The sequence below is a fragment of the Mycobacterium asiaticum DSM 44297 genome (assembly GCF_000613245.1).
Lineage (GTDB): Bacteria > Actinomycetota > Actinomycetes > Mycobacteriales > Mycobacteriaceae > Mycobacterium > Mycobacterium asiaticum.
Genome location: NZ_HG964937.1, coordinates 845,714 through 865,032, shown reverse-complemented (window position 1 = coordinate 865,032; position 19,319 = coordinate 845,714). Strand labels below are relative to the sequence as shown.

Annotated in this window: 15 protein-coding genes; 7 read left to right on the top strand and 8 right to left on the bottom strand. The window is 64.6% G+C overall.

Annotated elements, in window-relative coordinates:
- Positions 1–12 precede the first annotated feature (12 nt).
- Positions 13–729, top strand: coding sequence for a sensor domain-containing protein (locus tag BN972_RS14355; protein WP_051545462.1), 717 nt, complete (start codon positions 13–15; stop codon positions 727–729).
- Positions 730–732: 3 nt separating this feature from the next.
- Here the strand turns inward: BN972_RS14355 and BN972_RS14350 are convergent, their stop codons facing one another.
- The 3 genes from BN972_RS14350 to BN972_RS14340 all read right to left on the bottom strand — a co-directional run bounded on the left by BN972_RS14350 (position 733) and on the right by BN972_RS14340 (position 3,961).
- Positions 733–2,088 carry a phosphatase PAP2 family protein gene (locus BN972_RS14350; protein ID WP_390176220.1) on the bottom strand — a complete coding sequence of 452 codons (1,356 nt, stop codon included), beginning with the start codon at positions 2,086–2,088 and terminating at the stop codon, positions 733–735.
- A gap of 104 nt (positions 2,089–2,192) precedes the next feature.
- Complete coding sequence (locus tag BN972_RS14345; RefSeq protein ID WP_036358999.1) at positions 2,193–2,885, bottom strand: hypothetical protein; 693 nt, start codon at positions 2,883–2,885, stop codon at positions 2,193–2,195.
- Positions 2,861–3,961: a hypothetical protein gene (locus BN972_RS14340; protein ID WP_036358996.1), complete on the bottom strand. Its 1,101-nt coding sequence runs from the start codon at positions 3,959–3,961 to the stop codon at positions 2,861–2,863. The genes BN972_RS14345 and BN972_RS14340 overlap by 25 nt, the downstream gene beginning before the upstream one ends.
- A gap of 129 nt (positions 3,962–4,090) precedes the next feature.
- On the opposite strand from BN972_RS14340, the gene BN972_RS14335 reads away from it, so the two are divergent.
- A complete protein-coding gene (locus tag BN972_RS14335; RefSeq protein ID WP_036358994.1) occupies positions 4,091–4,489 on the top strand; it encodes a DUF732 domain-containing protein in 399 nt (132 codons plus the stop codon).
- Positions 4,490–4,506: 17 nt separating this feature from the next.
- Here the strand turns inward: BN972_RS14335 and BN972_RS14330 are convergent, their stop codons facing one another.
- Genes BN972_RS14330 through BN972_RS14315 form a run of 4 tightly spaced genes read right to left on the bottom strand, consistent with a single transcriptional unit; the run spans position 4,507 to position 13,585 of the window.
- A complete protein-coding gene (locus BN972_RS14330) occupies positions 4,507–5,364 on the bottom strand; it encodes an ABC transporter permease (RefSeq protein WP_036358992.1) in 858 nt (285 codons plus the stop codon).
- Complete coding sequence (locus BN972_RS14325) at positions 5,364–6,215, bottom strand: ABC transporter ATP-binding protein (protein ID WP_235192452.1); 852 nt, start codon at positions 6,213–6,215, stop codon at positions 5,364–5,366. The genes BN972_RS14330 and BN972_RS14325 overlap by 1 nt, the downstream gene beginning before the upstream one ends.
- Positions 6,206–11,767 carry a type I polyketide synthase gene (locus tag BN972_RS14320; RefSeq protein WP_051545460.1) on the bottom strand — a complete coding sequence of 1,854 codons (5,562 nt, stop codon included), beginning with the start codon at positions 11,765–11,767 and terminating at the stop codon, positions 6,206–6,208. Before BN972_RS14320 ends, BN972_RS14325 begins: the two co-directional genes overlap by 10 nt.
- 57 nt (positions 11,768–11,824) lie before the next feature.
- Positions 11,825–13,585, bottom strand: coding sequence for an NAD(P)/FAD-dependent oxidoreductase (locus BN972_RS14315; RefSeq protein WP_051545458.1), 1,761 nt, complete (start codon positions 13,583–13,585; stop codon positions 11,825–11,827).
- Positions 13,586–13,750: 165 nt separating this feature from the next.
- Here BN972_RS14315 and BN972_RS14310 point away from each other — a divergent pair, with 165 nt between their 5' ends.
- The 4 genes from BN972_RS14310 (at position 13,751) to BN972_RS14300 (ending at position 17,989) form a co-directional block, all read left to right on the top strand.
- Positions 13,751–15,040 carry a cation:proton antiporter gene (locus tag BN972_RS14310; protein ID WP_051545456.1) on the top strand — a complete coding sequence of 430 codons (1,290 nt, stop codon included), beginning with the start codon at positions 13,751–13,753 and terminating at the stop codon, positions 15,038–15,040.
- A 269-nt stretch (positions 15,041–15,309) separates the two neighbouring features.
- Positions 15,310–15,612: a hypothetical protein gene (locus BN972_RS29225; protein WP_142277063.1), complete on the top strand. Its 303-nt coding sequence runs from the start codon at positions 15,310–15,312 to the stop codon at positions 15,610–15,612.
- Positions 15,613–15,831: 219 nt separating this feature from the next.
- A complete protein-coding gene (locus BN972_RS14305; RefSeq protein WP_036358988.1) occupies positions 15,832–16,263 on the top strand; it encodes a hypothetical protein in 432 nt (143 codons plus the stop codon).
- A 154-nt stretch (positions 16,264–16,417) separates the two neighbouring features.
- On the top strand, positions 16,418–17,989 hold the full coding sequence (locus tag BN972_RS14300) for a serine/threonine-protein kinase (protein WP_036358985.1): 1,572 nt from the start codon (positions 16,418–16,420) through the stop codon (positions 17,987–17,989).
- A 6-nt stretch (positions 17,990–17,995) separates the two neighbouring features.
- On the opposite strand, the gene BN972_RS14295 is transcribed toward BN972_RS14300, so the two are convergent.
- Positions 17,996–18,874 carry a TPM domain-containing protein gene (locus BN972_RS14295; protein WP_036358982.1) on the bottom strand — a complete coding sequence of 293 codons (879 nt, stop codon included), beginning with the start codon at positions 18,872–18,874 and terminating at the stop codon, positions 17,996–17,998.
- Positions 18,875–18,935: 61 nt separating this feature from the next.
- Between BN972_RS14295 and BN972_RS14290 the strand changes: the two genes are divergently transcribed.
- Positions 18,936–19,319: glutathione peroxidase (locus tag BN972_RS14290; protein ID WP_080696844.1), on the top strand; the 384-nt coding region annotated here is incomplete at its 3' end.

Below are 19,319 nucleotides of genomic sequence, written 5' to 3'. Positions count from 1 at the left end.
GGCTCTTGATGAATGCTGGAGCTTGTGATCGTGCCCGCCAGCCTTTCTTTGCGGATTGGCTTGACAGCGCTCGGGTGCTGCCTGGCGCTCTCGGCCTGCGACAGCGTGGTCGACGGCTCCCCCAAGGCCGCCCCGAAGGGCGCGATGGCCACCGGCCCGATCTTCCCGTCACAGCTTGAGGACCTGCTGACGGCGTCCGGATCGTTCGCGGTGGTGGCCAAGAGCCCGTTAACCGAAACCGACATGCAGTCCGCGCTGTTCATCGGCGCCGATCCGGACGAGTGTCACGGTGCCGTCGCGTTCGGCCGTTACCCGTTGTTCCCGACCACTTACACCGGCCGCGAGGCGCGCACGCAGCAGGACCACCAGGTGGACCAGCATCAGCTGTTGGAGGTGTCGGCCACCTACCCGAGCGACTTCAATGCCGCAGATTTTCTCGATTCGGTGCGCAAGACGGTCACCAACTGCCAGCGCCCGGTGACCGCTTGGGGTGACGACGGCCGCCGGAACACCGTGCATCCGACGCCGTTGGCGGACGCGCCACCCGAGGTGGCGCAGTGGTCGACGAACCTGGTCGGGCAGAAGTGGGTGTGCGAGTTCGCGGTGATCGCCAAGGCCAATGTGGTGTCGGAGATCGTCACCTGCTCCCCGGACCGGTCCGTCGACATCGCGGGATTGGTCACCAAACGGCTGAAGAAGATCGACGAGCTACTGAACTCCAGGTCGTAGCCGTCAGGCCCGACTCGTGCCGTGCTCGGGTTGGGCGGCGTGCTCCCCCGTCATGATGGCCGCGGCGAGGCTGCTCCCGACGGAGCGCGCGGTACTCGCCGGCTTGGTGGCCCGTGCCATGAAGGTGGCGTAGAAGGCGCTGCAAAACACCGCCATGGTGCCGATCATCAGCGGACCGAACAGCAGCGGATGGCGGGCCATGACCTCGGCCAGGTAGCGGCAGCACAGCAGCAGGACCACCAGGAACGACGATCCAAAGGCCACCATCCCCAGCCGCGACCACACCCGGCCCGGCTGCAGTTCGCGCAACGCCGACTCGACGGTCAGACACAGGACCGCGCCGGCCATCAGGTCGACGCCGTAGTGGTAACCGAAGCCCAGCGTCGCGGTGATGGTGCACAGCAGCCAGAACGTGCCGCCGGCGCGCAGCCAGCGCGGTCCACCGCGGGAGTGCAGAAACACCGCCAACGCCCAGGCCGTGTGCATCGACGGCATGCAGTTGCGTGGGGTGAAGTCGTCGAAGGCGACCGCGCGCGGTGACCAGTCGATCGGCGGCAGGGCGTGCGGCCAGAAGTCACCGACCTGGAATCCCTTGCCACCGCTGCCGAACGCGAAGTCGGGTCCGACCAGCGGGAACAGGATGTAGATGACCGGCCCGATCAGGCCGAGCACCAGGAAGGTCGGCACCAGGAAATGCCGCGGCCAGCCAGCGGTACGGACGTTGCGCAGCTGGTAGACGGCGACCACCAAGCCCGCCACCGGCAACTCGATGTAGACCCAGTGCAGCACACCGCTGAAGACAGGGCCGGTGGCATGGACCAGCCGGCCCATCAGCCAGGACGGTTGGGCCAGCGCGTGATCGGCCAGTAGCGCGTACACGTCCAGCACCCTCGGCCGGTAGAGCGCGGTGATCTTCAGCCAGGCGTCGCCGACCTTGGTCGCGATCACCAGCAGCACGCCGAAGGCAATGCCCCGGGCGGCGACGATGTTTTCACCCTTCACCAGACGGCGCCAGCCGACGGCCAGCGCCAAGGCGGTGAGCACGATCACCGGCCCGTTGCCGACGGTGAAGGTGCCGCCGCGCAGCAGCCGCTCGGCAGTGAACAGCACGTCGAGGCCCGCGGCCACCGACAGCGCGATCACCCGGCTCCGGTTGGCCAGCCCGACCATGGCCATGCCCAGGCCCACCCAAGGCACCGTGGCCGATTTGGGAGTGGCGACATAGTCACTGAGCAAGCTGTGCAGCGGGCCTTGGAATCCTGAGCGGGTCGCCGTGATCTGCAGCACGATCAGCAGCAGCGCGATCGCGGCGATGGCAAGCACCGGCCAGGTACGGGCCAGTCGGGTCTGCCACTGCACCCGCTGCGTTTCGCCGATGAACACCTGCTGAATCTTAGGTGTCCGATCGAGGTCGGTGGCAAGAATTCCGCTGAGCGTTAGCGGGGCGTTGCCGATCAGCGCCGTTATCGAGGCTCGTCGGGTGCCGCGACGACGCCCCAGACGTTGACGTCACGCCAGATCCCGATTTCGTCGACGCGCTGCGCGTCGCGGCCGAACAGGTCGGTGAAGAACGCGAACATGGCCGGCCATTCCTGCATCGGCCCGACGATCACGTGCCGCACATCGGCGTTGCGGAGGTCGGCGGCGACCTGGGCGCGCACCTCGCCTCGCGCCAAAACCGGGATCTTGTCGTCCTGGATCATCAGCATGATCTGGGCCAGTCGCGTCGGCGGCGGTCCGGTGCGGGTGCGGCCACCCGGTTGAGGCATGTAGGCGTAGGCCTCGGGCATCCGCAGCCCGTAGTCGGCGTCGGCCGCCCACAGCATTGGCGCGGCTTGGCCGCCGGCGTCGAGGAAGTACGGCGCGACGAGGACGGTTTCGTCGGGCCTGATGCCGTGGCTTGCCCAGGTGCGGAAGAACAGCGGTGTGTAGGACCTGTGGTGTTCGAGCGGGGCAGGCAGGACCAGCATGAGCGCCACCGCGGTCGCGAGCAGCCACTGCGCCCGTTTGCGCGGGGTCAGGCTGATGGCCCGCTGGACGGTGATTGCGATCACCACGGCGACCGCGAGCCAGACGAACAACGTAAAGCGGCCCGGTAGAAGATGTTTGAGCAGTGGCAGCTTCGAGAAGATCAGCCACGGCAGCGGGATGTGCAACGCGTTGTTGCCGACGTGGAGTTCTGGCCCGAGCGAGAGGAGAGGATGAGTGCGCCGGTGATGGTCGCGATGCGGACTCTTCGGTCGCCCCATTGACGGATTGCGGCCACGACAATCAGCACGATGAGCGGCACGCCCAGGTAGCCGGTCGCCTCGTGATAGAGGCCGCTGAACTTTGCGGACACGTGGGTGGCAGCATCCGGAGCGATGAGTTGGTAGGGCGTCGGGAGAACCAGGTTCAGCAGATCGGTCGAGAAGAGCTTTGGGTCCTGCACTTGGTCGTTGATCCGCTGCGGACCGAAGAACTGGACGGCCAGCGGGTAGGCCGTCAAGGTCAGGAAGGTCAAAGTGGCGACGCCGAGTGCGGCCGCGAGCCCGGGGGCCGCTTGCCGCGTTCGGCCGTCCCGGTGTACCAGTGCCATCACGCCGACGAGTACCCCGGCGGCCACGACGCTCGCGGCAAGCATTTCCTCGGTGATGTAAAGCTGTGCGGCGCTGAGGATTCCGAGCGCAACTCCCGACTGCCAGGGCGGCCTTCGCCTGGTGTTCAGGAGGTCGTCGAGGGCCAACAGGAACAGCGGGGGCACCCAGGCCGTCGCGAGGTTGAGGTGCAGGGCCGCGTGCGAGGCGATGTACGGAGAGAAGGCGTAAACCGCACCACCGACCATCGCGCCGGCACCGTCGCCGGTGTAGCGGCGGATCGCGAGCCAGGCGGTGAATCCGCTCAGCGCGATGCCCAGGACCATGAGGACGTTGAATCCGAGAATCGGGCCGCCGATCTTGGCGGGCAGCCAACCAAGCAGCCCCAGCAGCGTCATCGGCGTGTTCCACATCAGGTTCACGCCGGTAGGCGCGCCGATCTGGGTGGTGAAGAACGGGTCCAGACCGCTGGCCAGCGCGTGCGGTGTCCAGCCGAGGTACCAGATCGTCTGCTGCTGGTCGCAACAGTTGCCCGCCCAGCCGTGGGCCGGGTCGCGCCAGGCGCGGACGGTGAGCAGGACGGCACCGAGGAGGTAGGCGAGGAATGCGGCGAGCCCGCGGGTAGTGCGTGTTGCGTGCGCACCCGACAGCGGCATCAATCCTCCTACGCTCGTCCCCGACGATTCTCACCGACCGCAGCTCAGCAAACAATTTTCGCGCGTCGACCCCGTTGCGGTGGGATTCACCGGTAAGCTCCGCTGACCAACCAGACAGCGGGAGGACACGTGTCGGGCTTCGCAATTCGGGTCACGCCGGCAATCGTGACGCTGGCAATCGCGGTCTCGCCCGCCGCTCACGCGGAACCGGGGCCGGGCAGCGGCGAAACGTTCTTCGTCGATTACATGACGCGGGTATTCACGCCGCCCACGTCGGAGGCTGCCGCGCGGGAGGTCATTCCGCTGGCGGAGCAGGTGTGCGCCGCCAGATCGCAAGGCCAAACCGACCTGCAGGCGGCCGGTTTGGTACTTGCCGGGAACGGCGTAGCGGCGCTGGGGTTGGCCAGCGGGTCAAGCATTGAGGACGAACGCACCGCGCTGAATGTCGTCAACGCTGCGACGTTGGCGTACTGCCCGCAATACAACACCAGCATCAATGCACCCGTGGCCCCTGGCGAAGTCGACTAGGTGGACGGAGTCACTTCTCATCTCTTGTCGGACCAGCGAAAGACCGCGAGGCAGGCGAGTAATCCGCCCACGCTCCATGCGGTCAGCACAAAGAATATTTGCCAGCGTTCCCAGCTGCCCGCCGGTTCGATGAGGACCATGTCGGCCGGCAACAGCACCGAGCGAAAACCCTGCGCCATCCACTTCACCGGGAAGATGGAACCGATGGTCAGCATCCAAGTGGGCAACGCCATCAGCGGGACGTAGGTACCCGATACGAATTGCAGACCCACCGCTGGACCATTGGTCAGCACCGCCGCCGACACTGCGTTGCTCGCGAGGTTGCTGATGAATATGCCCAGCAGTGAGCAGCTGACGATGCCCAGGATGAACACCCAGGTCAGCGTGAACCAGCCGAACACGGTTGTCGGCAACCGAAGCTTGAAAATGAGCACTCCGACGGCCAGCAGCACAACGGCCTCGGCGAGGCTGACGATGGCAACCAACAGGATCTTCCCGACGAAATACGACGTTGCCGTCGTAGGGGTCCCCCGAAGACGTCGCAAGGCGCCGGTGTCGCGGTCGGCTGCGATGCTGATGCCGAGATTGATGAACGACGTGGAGAGAATCCCGTAGGCGAGCATGCTCGCCGCGATCACGGCTCCGGTGCTGGTGTCGCTATTGGGCAGTTTCGAGGAGAAGATCGAGCCAAGCAGAATGCAGATCACCGCCGGCATCGAGAAGGTCAACGCCAGCTGTTCCGGTCGGCGGTAAAACATCTTCAGCTCCGGGACCACCCGGGACAAACCGATCCGCAGCGCAGTGGGCAGCTCGGACCCCGACGCTGTGGCGCGGTGTCGCTTCGGTGGGGCGCTGCTCGCGTAGTCAGTCGCCATCAGGCATCGCCGATCAGCTGCAGATAGGCGTCCTCGAGCGTGGGCCGAGAGACAGTAAGCTGGCGTAGCTCCGTGCCATCCTGGGACCGCCGCCTGATGAACTCGGTCGGGTAATGCGTGTGCTCCATCCGCACCTGGTCCCCTTCCAGCCACCGGACCGTCGCGGCCGAATTCACATAGCTGGTCAACTTCGCCGGCGAATCGACCGCCACCACCCGGCCGCCGGCGATCACCGCTACCCGGTCGGCGAGCGTCGCGGCCTCCTCCAAGTAGTGGGTCGTCAGCAGGATGGTGGTGCCGTCTTTCGCCAAAAGCCGGATGAGATCCCAGAATTGGCGTCGCGCTTCAGGATCGAACCCGGTGGTCGGTTCGTCGAGGAAGAGCACCTCGGGCATGCCGATGATGCCGAGCGCAACGTCGAGCCGGCGGCGCTGTCCACCAGACAACGTGCGAACTTTCGACGCGGCGGACGAGCCCAGCCCGACGATGTCGAGCACCTCATCGCAACCGCGGGCTCTCCCATAGCATTTCGCGAACATTCGCGCGGTTTCCGACACCGTGAGCATCCCGGCGTCGCTGGCTTCCTGAAGCACTATGCCGATCTTGGCGCGCCACGCCCTACCAGCGGTCCCGGGGTCCTCCCCCAGCACTCGAACCTGGCCGGAGTCGCGTGTGCGGTGGCCTTCCAGAATTTCTATCGTGGTGGACTTGCCGGCGCCGTTCGGTCCAAGGATCGCGAAGATTTCGCCGTACCCGACGTCGAGATCCAGCTGCTGCACCGCTTGCAAACGGCCGTACGCCTTGGATAAGGCACGCACGTGCACCGCTGATTCGGCGGTGCTCACTGCCACGACTGCTCCCCTGCCTCCGGACCCGGTTGGCTGTCCAGTTCGGCGAGCAATTGCCGCAGGTCGGCTTCGGATAACTGTTCGATAAGCCGGTCGACGTCGTCGGCGGCGACCGGTTCGCTTGCCGGCGGGGTGATCTCGGTGGCTTCGGCGGCATCGGCACCCGGCAGTTGAAGCTCGCCGAGTATCCGCACGGCCAGCGAATTCACGCTGACACCACGCAGTATTTCTAGCACCGGCAGATCGATCGCGAACATCGAAGAGACCCGAACCCGGAAATCCATGGCCATCATAGAGTCCAACCCGACATCGTTGAGGATGTCGTCGAACCCGATGTCGCCGACGGCGAGATCGAAGACGGCCGAGACGATTTCCCCCACCCGACCCGCGACCACCGCCAACCGGTCGGCTTCCGGAACGCCCGCGAGCAGGTTGACTATCGACGACCCCGAATCCTCTTCATCGGATGAACTGTCACCCGATCCCAGCTCGGCGAACATCCGGGGTAGCTGACCGCTGAGGCCTGCACTGCGTGCGCGCGCCCAGTCGGCGGTTATGGCAACAACATTGGCGGTCTTCTGGTTGATGAGCCGATCGAGGATACGGGCACCCGCTCCGGGCGTGATGAGCTCGATGCCCCGCTGCGCGTAAATCTTTTCCAGCTTGAGTTCCTCCACCATTCCCACCGACCACGGACCCCATCCGATGGTGAGCGCGGGCAGCCCGCGTGCCTGCCGGTAGTGCGCGAAGGCGTCGAGGAATGCGTTCGCCGCGGCGTAGTTGCCTTGGCCCGGTGAGGCGATGACGGATCCCGCGGATCCAAACATCACGAAGAATTCCAGCTGCTGACCGTCAAATGCCTTGTGTAGCACACGAGTGCCGGTGACCTTAGGCGACATCACCTTGGCGAAATCGACCTCGGTCATATTGACGAGCAGCTGGTCTGCAACGGAACCGGCGGCGTGGATGATGCCGCGGATCGGTCGTCCTCCGTTGAGGGTGTGCCTGGCCTGCCACGACCGGACCTGGTCGATGTCGGTGATGTCGACGCTGGCCGTCGTCACCTGGGCACCCAGGCGTTCGATGTCACGGATAGTGTCGACGGCCGCACGGTGCGGGTTGGCCTCGTCGAGTTTCGACCATTCGCTCCGAGGGGGCATCTCGGTGCGGCTGAGCAGCGTGATGTGGCGCGCGCCTCGTTCGGCGAGGTAGGTGGCCACCACCCGCCCGAGCGCACCGGATCCGCCGGTAACGACGTAGGTGGCGTCGGCGGTGAGTTTGGTGGGAAAAGGACGGGTCAGGTTGCTGCACAAGCGGAGACGCGGCACGTAGGTGGTGTCACCGCGGATGGCGATTTGATCCTCGGACCCACCGGCAAGGATATGGTCGCAGATTCGCGCCGCGATATTGACCTGGTCCGCCGCATCGTCGATGTCGATGAGGCCACCCCATTGCCCGACGAGCTCCTGGTGACCGATGACCCGGCCCAACCCCCAGATGGTGGCCTGTTCGACGGCCAGCTTGTGGGTTCCTGGCGCCGGTTGGGCGTTGGCGGTGACAAAGTAGAGGCGCGGCCGCACGCTGTCCTGGGCCGCGAGGGCTTTGACGAGATGGAGAATGCCGAATACGCCCGGCTGCCAGTCGTTTTCGGCGGCAATGTCGAGCGGCCAACAATTGACGATGCCAGTGAGGTCGCCTTCGGCGGCCAGGTGTGCGGTCAGCAACGTAGCCAACTGCTCGGGACACCGGGGGTCCACCGCGTACCCACCGTCGACGCTGGTCATTTCACTGACCGGTTTGCGCAGCACCGCGTGGGCACGCTGGCCGCGACTGCGCAGCTGTTCGACGACCGCCGTTCCGGCACCCGGGGTGTCGGCGAAGACAAGCCACGACGAATGACGCGTCATCACCGGGGCCTCCGGCTGTTCGTGCTGCACCTCCTGGTCGGCGACCCACTGAATCTGGTAAAGCCCCTTGTCGATGCGTTCGGGCGACATGCGGGACGAGGCGTTGAGGGATTGCACCGTGAAGCCGTTGAAGACGGCGAGCGGTTCGCCGAGGTCGTCGGTGATGGTGATGTCGCTGGTGATCTCTTCTTTGCCGGCCGACACGACCCGGACGTGAGCGGTCATATTGTCCTGCGGCGGAAGGTAGATGGCGCTATGGCGGATTCGGGTGGGCAGGTAAGGGCTTTCGTCAGTGCCCTGTCCCTCCAGATTGGCGCCGAACAATGTTTGGAAAGCACCGTCGACGAGGGCGGGGTGGAATCGGTACCAGTGAAGTTCGTCGGCGATCGGGGTCGGAATGGCGATCTGCGCCGCCGCCCAGCGATCCCCGGAGGTGAGCTTCCGAACGGTCTGGAATGCGTCACCGTAGGAGAAGCCGATGGTTTGGGTGCGCTCGTAGAAGTCGTCGCCGCTGAGTGTGGTGGTGGGCTCCGCGTCGTGCTGGTTGTCGCGACGGCCGGGCGACGGGGGCAGCGTGGTCAGTTCGGCGGTCGCGGTGATCGCCCACTTCAGGTTTCCGTCGGCGGTTGCCGTGCATGCGGCGAACTCCAGCGCCCCCGTCTCTTCGTCTAGCGTGGTGCGAAGGACGGGATCACACGCTTCGCCGAGCACCACGGCCCGCTTGAGCGCCAGGTTCCGCACACCGTGGTCTGTCGATCCGTACGCTTCCTTGGCAGCGGCCAAGGCCATCTCGATGTACACCGCCCCTGGAACCACCGTGCTGCCCTGCACCTGGTGATCGGCGAGGAACGGCAGGATGGTCGTGCTCAGCTCGATTTCCCAGGTTGGATGCACGCCACCGACCGCTTGCCCCAGCAGCGGATGCACCGGCCGGTAATGCAGTTCTTCGGCCGCCTCCTGGGTCTCATACCAATAGCGTTTAGCTTGCCATGGATAAAGCGGCAGCTTCACCAGTCGCGCGCCCGCTCGTGGGTACAGCGCCTCCCATGCGATGTCGTGCCCGTGACACTGCAGTGCACCAAGACAATTGGTGAGAGCGCGGTCGTCGTCGTCATCGCGGCGTTGCGCGGCGAGGATGACGACGTCCGGCTTCTGGTCGGATGCCTGCGTCGCCGCGGTCTCGATAATCGCCGGCGCCAGCACCGGATGCGGACCGAGCTCGACGAAGTGCGTATATCCGTCATCGAGCATCCGGCGGATGGCGGATTCGAAGAGGACTGTGGCGCGGATGTTCTGCCACCAGTAGGCGGCGCCCGCAGCGTATCCGTCCAGCCGTTCACCGGTGACCGTTGAATACAGCGGAATGCTGGCGGGATTGGATGACAACCCGTCGAGAGCGCTACTGAGGTCGTCTCTAACCAGGTCCATGTAGTGGGTGTGGTACGGGACCTCTACGGCGAGGAACCGGTTGAAGACCTCGGCATCATGCAGCTGCGCGGCGATGTCGTCGAGAACGTCGCTGTCTCCGGCGATGGTCACCGCCGACGGGCTGTTGATCGCCGCGATGGACACCCGCCGACCAATTTCATGACGCGCCTTGTCGTCAAGAGCTTCCAGTAGCGAATCGGCGCCGAGGCCGACGGCGAGCATGCGGCCCAGACCGGTGGTGCGCTGTTGCAGCCGACTTCGGTGATAGATGACTCCGATGGCTTGTTCGAAGGTCAGCAGCCCGGCGAGGTGATGAGCCGCCACTTCGCCGGCACTGTGGCCGATCACCGCGTCCGGCCGAATGCCGAAGTGCTCGAGTTGCGCGGCGAGCGCGATCTGAATCGCGAAGTTAGCGGGTTGCGCTACCTCGGTTTCCGCCATGCGGGAGTAAGTCGCGTCGGCCCGCAGTTCCTCGAGCAACGACCAGCCCGCATAGCGGAAGAACGCACGGTCGGTTCGTCGGATGCTCTCGGTGAAGACCGGAAACACGTCGAGCAGGCCCCGGCACATCTTCCACCACTGCGGGCCCATGCCAGTGCAGACGAACGCCAGCTTCGGCGCGGTCGGGTAGCTGCGTCCCGTTGATATCTGGCCACCGTCGGCGAGAGCCTGAAGTTGGTCGCGAGCGTCGGTGATGGTGCGCACCACCACGGTGCGGCGATAGTTCAGGTGGGAGCGACGCTGGCCGAGCGTGTAGCCCAGATCGGACAACGTGAGGTCCGGGTGCGTGTCCACATACTGAGCCAGGTTGTGCGCCGTCGCGGCAAGCGCCTCCTCGGTGCGGGCCGAGATCGGCAGGATCGCCAGCGGCGGGTCGTTCGGAGCGGTTTCGGTTGCCTTGGCGGGTGGTTCGGCCAGCACTACGTGAGCATTGGTGCCGCCGAAGCCGAACGAGTTGACCCCTGCGATGCGTCGCGGGCAGTCGGGAAACGCGCGACCCTCCCGCGGGATGTCGATGTTCATGTCCGACAACGTGATTCCGCTACCCGGCTGCCTCAGATGCAGGTTCGCCGGAATGTAGCCGTGCCGCAGCACCAACGCCGTCTTGATCAATCCGGCGACGCCAGCGCCGGCCTCCAGGTGGCCGATGTTGGTCTTGACCGATCCGATCAGCAGTGGTTGCGCCGCCGGCCGGTCTGTGGCGAGCGCATTCGCGAGAGCCCGCAATTCGACGGGGTCGCCTACCGGGGTTCCGGTGCCGTGCGCCTCGACGTACCGGATTTCGTTGGGGTGGACGCCGGCTCGGCGCAGGGCGGTATTGATCGCTGCTTGTTGAGCCTGTTCGCTGGGCACGGTGATGCCGTCGGTGTGACCGTCCTGGGATACCGCGCTGCCGAGGATCTGCGCGTAGATCTCGTCGCCGTCCTGGAGTGCACGCTCGAGAGACTTGATCACGACAACCGCGCCGCCTTCTCCGCGTGCATACCCGTCGGCGGATGCGTCAAAGGCCTTGCAGCGCCCGTCGGGGCTGAGGAATCCGCTCTTGGATTCCGCGATTGCGGTGTTGGGTCCGATCATGATGTTGACGCCGCCGGCGAGCGCGAGGTCGCATTCGCCGTTCCAAATGCTGAGTGCCGCAAGGTGTACCGCGACGAGCGAGCTCGAGCACGCGGTGTCGATGGTCATGCTGGGTCCGCGGAAGTCGAACGTGTAGGAGATCCGGTTGGCCAGCATCGTCATCATCATTCCGGTGGCGGAATGGGTCTTGAATCGGTAACGACTGGAGCGGCCCCGGTTCTGCAGAAGTTGGTAGTCCAGCGTGAAGCCACCGATGAAGACGCCGACATCGGTGCCGGCCAGCGCTTCCGCCGGGATGCCGCCGTCTTCGAGCGCCTCCCAGGTGGTCATCAGCATCAACCGCTGTTGCGGGTCCAGTAGGTTTGCCTCGCGCGGTGAGATACCGAAGAACTGCGGGTCAAACTTGTCGATCTCGTCGAGGAATCCACCCCGTCGAGTGACCATCTTCCCGGCTTTCGCGGGATTCGGGTCGTAATATCTGGCTGTGTTCCAACGCGTTTCGGGAACTTCGCCGGTGGCGTCGGTGGCGTCGCGCAGCAGACTCCAGTATTGTGCTGGGGAGTTGGCGCTGCCCGGGAAGCGGCAGCCGATCCCGACGATGGCCAGAGGTTTTCGAGCGTCCTGCTCGGCCTGCATGCTCATCCCTTTCTCAACAAGCTGTTGCGTTCCCCGGCGCCATGTCGCGTGAATCCTGGTGTCTCAACTGAGTGCAGGAGCGGTGCTGTCGACGATCCAGTGGTGGCTGATCGGGTTGGTGGTCTGTTCCCGGCGGTAGATGGATCGGAGTTCTTGCAAGAACGAATCACGTTGCCAGGCCTGCACCTGGCGCATGACATCGTCGTCGGAGAACCTGTTCCGTTTCTCGGCGATCACGGTCTCGGCCAACTGTCCCGCGATCTGTCGCAGCAGTCGGGCGTTGGCATGGAACTGGGCGGTGAAGTCGGAAGCCGTACCGATCATCACGGCGTGCAACTGCACCATGAAGTTCAGCGGTGAGTACAGGTCGACGAAACCTGCTGAGGGGCGGGAACTCTCGACCGCTGCCCACTCGCGGAAGAACTTCTGCATCCGGTTACTCAGTGCGATGAGTCCCTCCAGGTGCGGCACCACGCCAGGATCGTCGGCGACACTGACGAACCGGCCGTTGCTGTACAGCAACCCCAGAAATCCCCAGTAGAAGGCGATGTCCCAGATGACCTTCGCAGACATCACCGCCGGCGAGCCCATCAAGACGTACTGGTGGCAGTACACGGCGAGCCACATATCGGTGAGCGAACGAAACAGCGAGTCGCTTATCCCTGATCGCGCGGCCACGTCTTCGCCGTCGAGTTCGCGGCTGATCATGTCGGTGATGAGGCCGTTGCCGATCGCGATCAGATCCAGACCGGACGAGTACAACGGGTCCAGAAAGACCGCTGCGTCACCCGTGACACACCACCGCTCACGACCGTCATACACCTTCGCGACGCCGTGGCTGTAATTCTTCATCACCCGGAAGTCTTTGATCAGGTGGTCATGCTCGGCCACCACCGTGGCGCATTGCGGTTCATGCTCCCACAGCCATGATTTGGCCCTGGCCAAAGTGTTGAAGTCCTCGAAGGCATGGAACGCGGGGTCGGCGACGATACCTACGCTTGTGGCGCCGGAGGCCAGGCGGATAAGCCAAACCCAATATCCTTGGCCCATCAAGTGATTGGTGGACAGCGACCGGTCGCCCTCGGCCAGGCGCGCTTCCCAGGCCGGGTCATCGCTCCACTGCCCGACGTCGATATCCGTCGCGACTCGAAACCAGACGGCATTGCAGTTGTGGTCGTTGGAGCGCTTGAGCTCCAGCTGGCGCGGCAGAGCACGGTTTCGCCCCGATGCGTCAACCACCCAACGGGCGGTGGTGTGGGTGGTGGCGTCGCCGCTTTGCAGGGTAATGGTGTGGGGACGGGTTCCCTGGCCGAAGTCGACTGATCGCACCCGTCCGGAGACGATTGTGACGCCGGCGGCGAGGCAACGCTCATTGAGTTCGTTCTCTAATCTGCCGCGGTCGATCTGATAGGTCACCTGTTTTGTGAAGGTGGAGCTGCCGAGCTCCAAGCGCTGGGCGATATCGGTGTTCCCTTCGTGGGAGAAAAACATCCGTAGCCCCATCTTGCGAAGCTGCGCGTTGTGCAGATGGTCTTTCAGTCCCAGCCGATCGCGCAGGTAGTGCGCGGAAATCTCGACTGTCGACTCCCCAACGGTGTGCGTGATCTCCGGTACCGGACGCGGGTTGGGCTCGACGATGAGCAGTCGAGTTTGCGGTCGCGCCGACGAGATCTCCAAAGCCAGGGTCAACGCAGCCACGCCACCACCGACGATGGCGACGTCGTGCTCGGCACCGTCAGACTCCGCCAACTGCGCTTTTATCCGTTGAGCAAGCGTCTGCCTGGCTTCCAGGCTCAGCGCCGAGAGCTGCGCTCTTACGTCCACAGATCCCCCTCGCGCTCTGGATTAGCACAGTTACTTAATATTTAAGTAGATTACACGAAATGATCTCCAGCAAGCGGCGAGGCTAGGACCAAGACCGGTGGCAAGGACGTCCGAGAAGCCGGTGATACCCCCCTTTAGCCGAACATCGAACCTGAGGACCGCAGCATGCCCGCAGCAACCGCTGTTCATTTCTTCCTCGAGCTGGCTGTGATCCTCGGGGCGTGCCGCCTGGTCGGGTTTCTGGCCAAGCGTGTCGGACAACCGCAGGTTGTCGGCGAGATGATTGCCGGCGTGCTGTTGGGCCCCTCGCTGCTGGGCCGCTTCGCGCCAGACATCCAGCACCAGTTGTTTCCGCCGGGACAGGCGAACACCGTCTTGTACACCGCCGCGCAGATCGGCCTGGTGCTCTACATGTTCCTCATCGGGCTGAACTTCGATGTCAACCTGATCAAGCATCGCGCGGGTACGGCCGTCGCCGTCTCGACTGCCGGCATTGTCACGCCGCTTGCGCTAGGGGCGCTGTTGGCTGTGCCGCTATTGTCGGCCGGCACCTATTTCGACAAGAGCGTCACACTCGTCATGGCAATGATGTTCCTCGGGGCATCGATCGCGACCACCGCGTTTCCGATGCTGGCCCGGATCATTTTCGAACAACGGCTATCCGGAACACCGTTGGGCACGCTCGCGTTGGCGTGCGGTGCGGCTGACGATGCGCTGTCCTGGTGCATCCTGGCGATAGTGCTGGCAATCCACCGGGGTAATCCCGCCCTGGCCGCCACCGCGATTGTGGGTGGGCTTGTATACAGCGTCCTGCTGTTGACGCTCGGGCGAAAGCCGTTAAATGTCCTAGGCACGATTTCCGAACGACGCAACGCGATCACCCCGGCGGTGCTCAGCACCGTGCTCATTCTGCTCATGACCTGCGCGTGGTTCACGGACACCATCGGCATCTATGCGATCTTCGGCTCGTTCATCCTCGGCGTCGCGATGCCGTCGGGCTTTTTCGCCGAACAGCTCACCGCCAAATTGGAGCCCCTCGTCACGACTTTTCTGTTGCCGTTGTTCTTCGTCTACTCGGGGTTGAACACCCAGATCGGCTTGCTGAACAGTCCGACATTGTGGGCGGTGACCGCGGGAATACTCGTTGTCTCGATCGCCGGCAAGGGCGTCGCCTGCACGCTGGCGGCGCGCCTGAAGAAGGTTCCGTTCCGCGAATCGGTCGCTCTCGGGTCGCTGATGAACGCGCGCGGACTGATCGAACTCATCCTCCTCAACATCGGGTTGCAAGCGGGCATCATCACCCCGACGCTTTTCACCATCCTGGTGTTGGTAGCCATCGTGACGACGTTGATGGCTACGCCGATATTCGAGTTCGTCTACGGTAGGCACCGCGTCGAAGACCCACCCGCCGATTTGGCGTCGAGCCCGGAAAGCGCGGCCGCAGTCGCGGGCTGACGCAGCTAACCGTACACACCGGCAACTGCCCGCGTCGGCACCACAGTTGACACTCGGCAAGCTGACCGCCCCCGGGATCGTCGATCCCGCAACCGGACCGGCGTCGAGTCGATTACGCTTTGAGTAGGTTTGTGCTGCAAGGTAATTCACGAATTTTCGGCATACTGACCAGTTGGCTGGCTGCCAACGCGCGACCGCCGGTATCTCTCAACAGGCGACAACCCGGATTACTTGCCATAATGAGCCGCCAGCTATGAAAGGAGTGGTAGATGATCAAACAATTGTCGGCATGTACGGCATCCCGGACTGGCATCGCACGCCGTTCAACGCGGTTAATCTGGGTGCTCGCTGTGTCCGCTGGCTTGGCGGTCAGCATCGGTGCCGGTGCGGCCGATACCTTTACCAACCAGCCTGCTTCGGTTACTGCTACACCAGAAGACCCATGCTTGCTGAATCACACTTGCGGAGAAGATGAACCCGGCGCCGTCGAGGACATGATCGCGTACTGCAAGGCGCAACGAGAAAGCGGCGTTCTGTGGACACCGGAGTGCGCTCGCTTCTATCAACCGTGACGGTATCGTTGGTGCCGTGAATCGACGCCAGGCGGCTGGCCCATAGGCATGCCGTCAACCGTCGAAAGTCTTTTGCGGGCTGTCCAACTCAGCTGGGCCGGAGCGGCTCGATGGCACCAACGGGTGCAGCTCGATGGACCAGGCGTATACCTTGTCGCGCTCGCCGAAGCGCCGAATGAGATTGTTACACAGCCGGTTTGCCCGGTTTCAGCCGCCGCTGTGCAGCAGTTGCTCGACGTCCGCCCCGAGCTCCTGCTGGACGGCCGGCGCCCCGATACTGTCACGCTCGCCGACCGCCTTGCTTCGATGTGGCTGGCCGACGAGACGGTTCTGTACATCGGGCTGGCGGGGACATCAGTTGCCAAGCGGGTGCGGCAGTACTACAAGACGCCGCTCGGCGCCCGCAAACCTCATGCCGGCGGTTGGCCGCTGAAGACCCTGGCCAACCTAGACCAGCTGTGGGTGCACTACGCGCGGTGCGCATCGGTCGACGCCGCCGAACGCGCAATGCTCGACACGTTTGCGAGCGGGGTGTCCGCGTCGGCGCGTGCGGCCCTCTGCGACCCCGACGTGCCGTTGCCATTCGCTAACTTGACTGTGCCGCGCGGTGCGCGGAAGCGGCACGGAATCAGTGGGGCGCGCGAGCCGTAATTGTCCCTGCTGCCACATGACCCACGTCAGTCACTTCCGTCACGAAAGGCTCAGGGCCGCAACGGTTCGTCTTCGCCCCGTGACCAAATCGCCTCGGCAAACGCCTGCAGCGTGTCATACCCCCGGCTCATACTGACCGACAGGAGGAAATGGCATGAAATCGCTCGTCGGCGGAACGTTCGGCAAATATGAGGTGAGCCGGCTGCTCGGCAGGGGTGGCATGGGCGAGGTGTACGAGGCGTTCGACACCGACAAGCGCAGAGCCGTGGCGCTGAAGGTGCTCACCGAGCAGTTCGCGGATGACGACACGTTCCGTGAGCGCTTCCTGCGCGAGTCGCACGCGGCGGCCATTCTGCAAGAGCCACATGTCATTCCGATCCACGACTGGGGCGAGATCGACCACACGCTGTACATCGACATGCGACTGGTCAACGGTCAGACGCTGCACGAGATTCTGGAACGGCAGCCGCTCACACCCGAACGGGCGATCGATATCATCCGCCAGGTCGCCGCCGCACTCGACGCTGCGCACGCCAACGGGTTGATCCACCGCGACGTCAAACCGCAGAACATCATCGTCACGCCCGACGATTTCGCCTACCTGGTCGACTTCGGCATCGCCGAGGCGCGGGGCGAAACGCACCTGACGATGACGGGCTACCAGGTCGGCAGCTTCGCGTACATGGCACCCGAACGCCTGAACAGCAATCAGCCTGCCACCGCGGCGGTCGATGTCTACGCGCTGGCGTGCGTGCTCTACGAAGCACTGACCGGTCATCAGCCGTTCGCCGGTGGCCACCAACAGGTCATTGCCGGACACCTGTCGTCGCTGCCGCCACGGCCGAGCGCAGTGCGACCGGGCCTACCCGCTGCGCTCGACGAGGTGATCGCCCGGGGTATGGCCAAGGATCCTGACGACCGCTATGGCAGCGCAGGCGCGCTGGCGCGGGCCGCCAAGCGAGCGTTGTCCGCGGGCCAATCGGCAGCGGCGAGCGCGGATACGATTTTTGCGCCGCACAATCCGCCCCCGGACGGGCATCAGCACTACCACTTCCCTAGCCCGCCAACGGCTCCGCCGCACCACGATGACGACTCGCGCAAGTACCTGGTGCCGACGCTAATCGCAGTCGCGGCGGCGCTCGTGGTCGTCGTCATCGTTCTCGTGGTGGCATTCGTGGCGAACCAGAAGCCCGATAACGACCCGTCTCCTACGACGGTCGCCTACCCCACCCCCGGACCCCCGACCTACCAGACCACGCACGAGACCGCCGCCGAGCCGACCTACCAAACGACGACGCCCTCGACCACCCGTACGGTGGCTGTGCCACCGACCACGTCAGCGGCGGCGCCTGATGCCGAACAGCAATTGCGGCAGTACGTGAACAACGATCGCTCTGTAGTTGCGACGCAGGCCGTCGGCCGCTGGGTTCCCCAACTTAGTTCCAAGCGCCCTGGCACCATCGAAGGCGGCGTCCGGTGGGACAACGCGATGGCGCTGCAGGAGCACCTGCGGCTGCGCCAGCTGTACAACGCGAAGCTGTTGTGGTCGGGCGACTGGTCGACATTCTCCGAGCCGGACTATTGGGTGACCATTGCCGGCACCACATTCCTCGATCCCCAAGGCGCTTTGAACTGGTGCAAGAGCAAGGGATTCGACCGGGACCATTGCATCGCCAAGTTGATCAGCACCACGCATCCGATCGCGGGGAGCACAAAATACAACTGACGGCAGCTACTTGCCGCGGTGGGCCTTGAGCACGTCCGCGTTCGCCAGCGTCTGCGCCTTCGCGGCCAGCGTCGACGCCGCATTGGCATGAGCGATCGCGTCGGCTGGGTTGGCCCCTTGCTTGTCGTGCGCCGCCCCTAGCTGCCGTTTCGCCTCGTCGAACTGCTTCTGAGCCTCGGCGCCGATACTTTTGCGATGCCTGGTGATGTAGTCGGAAATCTGGTGGAGTCGGGCATCCGCCCTGGCCAACGCCTGGTCGAGCGGAAGATCGGCACCTTCGATGTGTGCGTCGCCGGGACCGCGGCCCGGCGTCCGGCGGCGGCGGCGCGCTCGCACCAGCAGGAGGATCAGGACCAATAGCAGCACGGCGGCGACCACTGCGATCAGAACAGGCAGCCAGCTCCGCGATGGCGCGCTCGCTGACGTGTTCAACGCGTCAGCGGTGGCGACCGCGGCTGCGGTCCAGTCTTTGGCGTTCACCGCGGGCTCAATCTGGTTGCGCTGCAGGCTGTTCACCTCGTCTGCGCTGAGGCCCTTCGGCAGGGTGAACGTGTACGCCTTGCTGTTGGTGGCCACGGCGAGCAGCGCGTCGTGGTCACCCATGCCGCTCGCGCTGCGGGTGCGGTCGGCCCAGTTCTCCGGTTTGAACCGGGAGAAGTTATCGACGTAGGCCACCCACAGTTGAATGTGCCGGTCGCGGTAGAGCCGGTCGATCGCCGAGCTGACCGCCGCCCGGCCGGAATCGGTCAGCACGTGATTGTTGTCGGTGATGTGGTCGGCGAGCTTGCCGGGCGGCTGCGCGTCGACCGGGATAGCCAGCAGCAATGCCGTCGCCAGCGTCGTCAGGGTCGTTAAAAGCACACCGAACAAGCGAACAATCCGCATAGGGCAATTTACCGCGACGCCCGGCCGCGTAGCGGACCCGAGCAGTGTTAGCGTCACCGGCGTGACCATCAAAGACATCCCCCTGACCACGCTCGACGGCAAGCCGGCCACGCTGGCCGAACTATCCAGCGGCGCAACGCTTGTCGTGAACGTCGCCTCCAAGTGCGGACTCACCCCGCAGTACGCCGGATTGGAGAAGCTCGCCAAGGAGTATGGCGACCGCGGCCTGACGGTCGTGGGCGTCCCGTGCAATCAATTCATGGGCCAGGAGCCAGGCACCGCCGAAGAGATCCAGACGTTCTGCTCGACGACCTACGGAGTGACCTTCCCCCTGCTGGCGAAGACCGACGTCAACGGCGACGACCGCCACCCGCTCTACGCCGAGCTCACCAAGGCGACCGACGCCGACGGTAAACAGCCGGGGACATTCAAGTGGAACATTCGA

Coding starts and splice junctions, on each gene's coding strand:
- BN972_RS14295 (WP_036358982.1), bottom strand. CDS start 18,874: ATGCGGATTGTTCGCTTGTTCGGTGTGCTTTTAACGACCCTGACGACG.
- BN972_RS14310 (WP_051545456.1), top strand. CDS start 13,751: ATGCCCGCAGCAACCGCTGTTCATTTCTTCCTCGAGCTGGCTGTGATC.
- BN972_RS14340 (WP_036358996.1), bottom strand. CDS start 3,961: ATGCCGCTGTCGGGTGCGCACGCAACACGCACTACCCGCGGGCTCGCC.
- BN972_RS29225 (WP_142277063.1), top strand. CDS start 15,310: ATGATCAAACAATTGTCGGCATGTACGGCATCCCGGACTGGCATCGCA.
- BN972_RS14355 (WP_051545462.1), top strand. CDS start 13: ATGCTGGAGCTTGTGATCGTGCCCGCCAGCCTTTCTTTGCGGATTGGC.
- BN972_RS14320 (WP_051545460.1), bottom strand. CDS start 11,767: ATGAGCATGCAGGCCGAGCAGGACGCTCGAAAACCTCTGGCCATCGTC.
- BN972_RS14300 (WP_036358985.1), top strand. CDS start 16,418: ATGAAATCGCTCGTCGGCGGAACGTTCGGCAAATATGAGGTGAGCCGG.
- BN972_RS14330 (WP_036358992.1), bottom strand. CDS start 5,364: ATGGCGACTGACTACGCGAGCAGCGCCCCACCGAAGCGACACCGCGCC.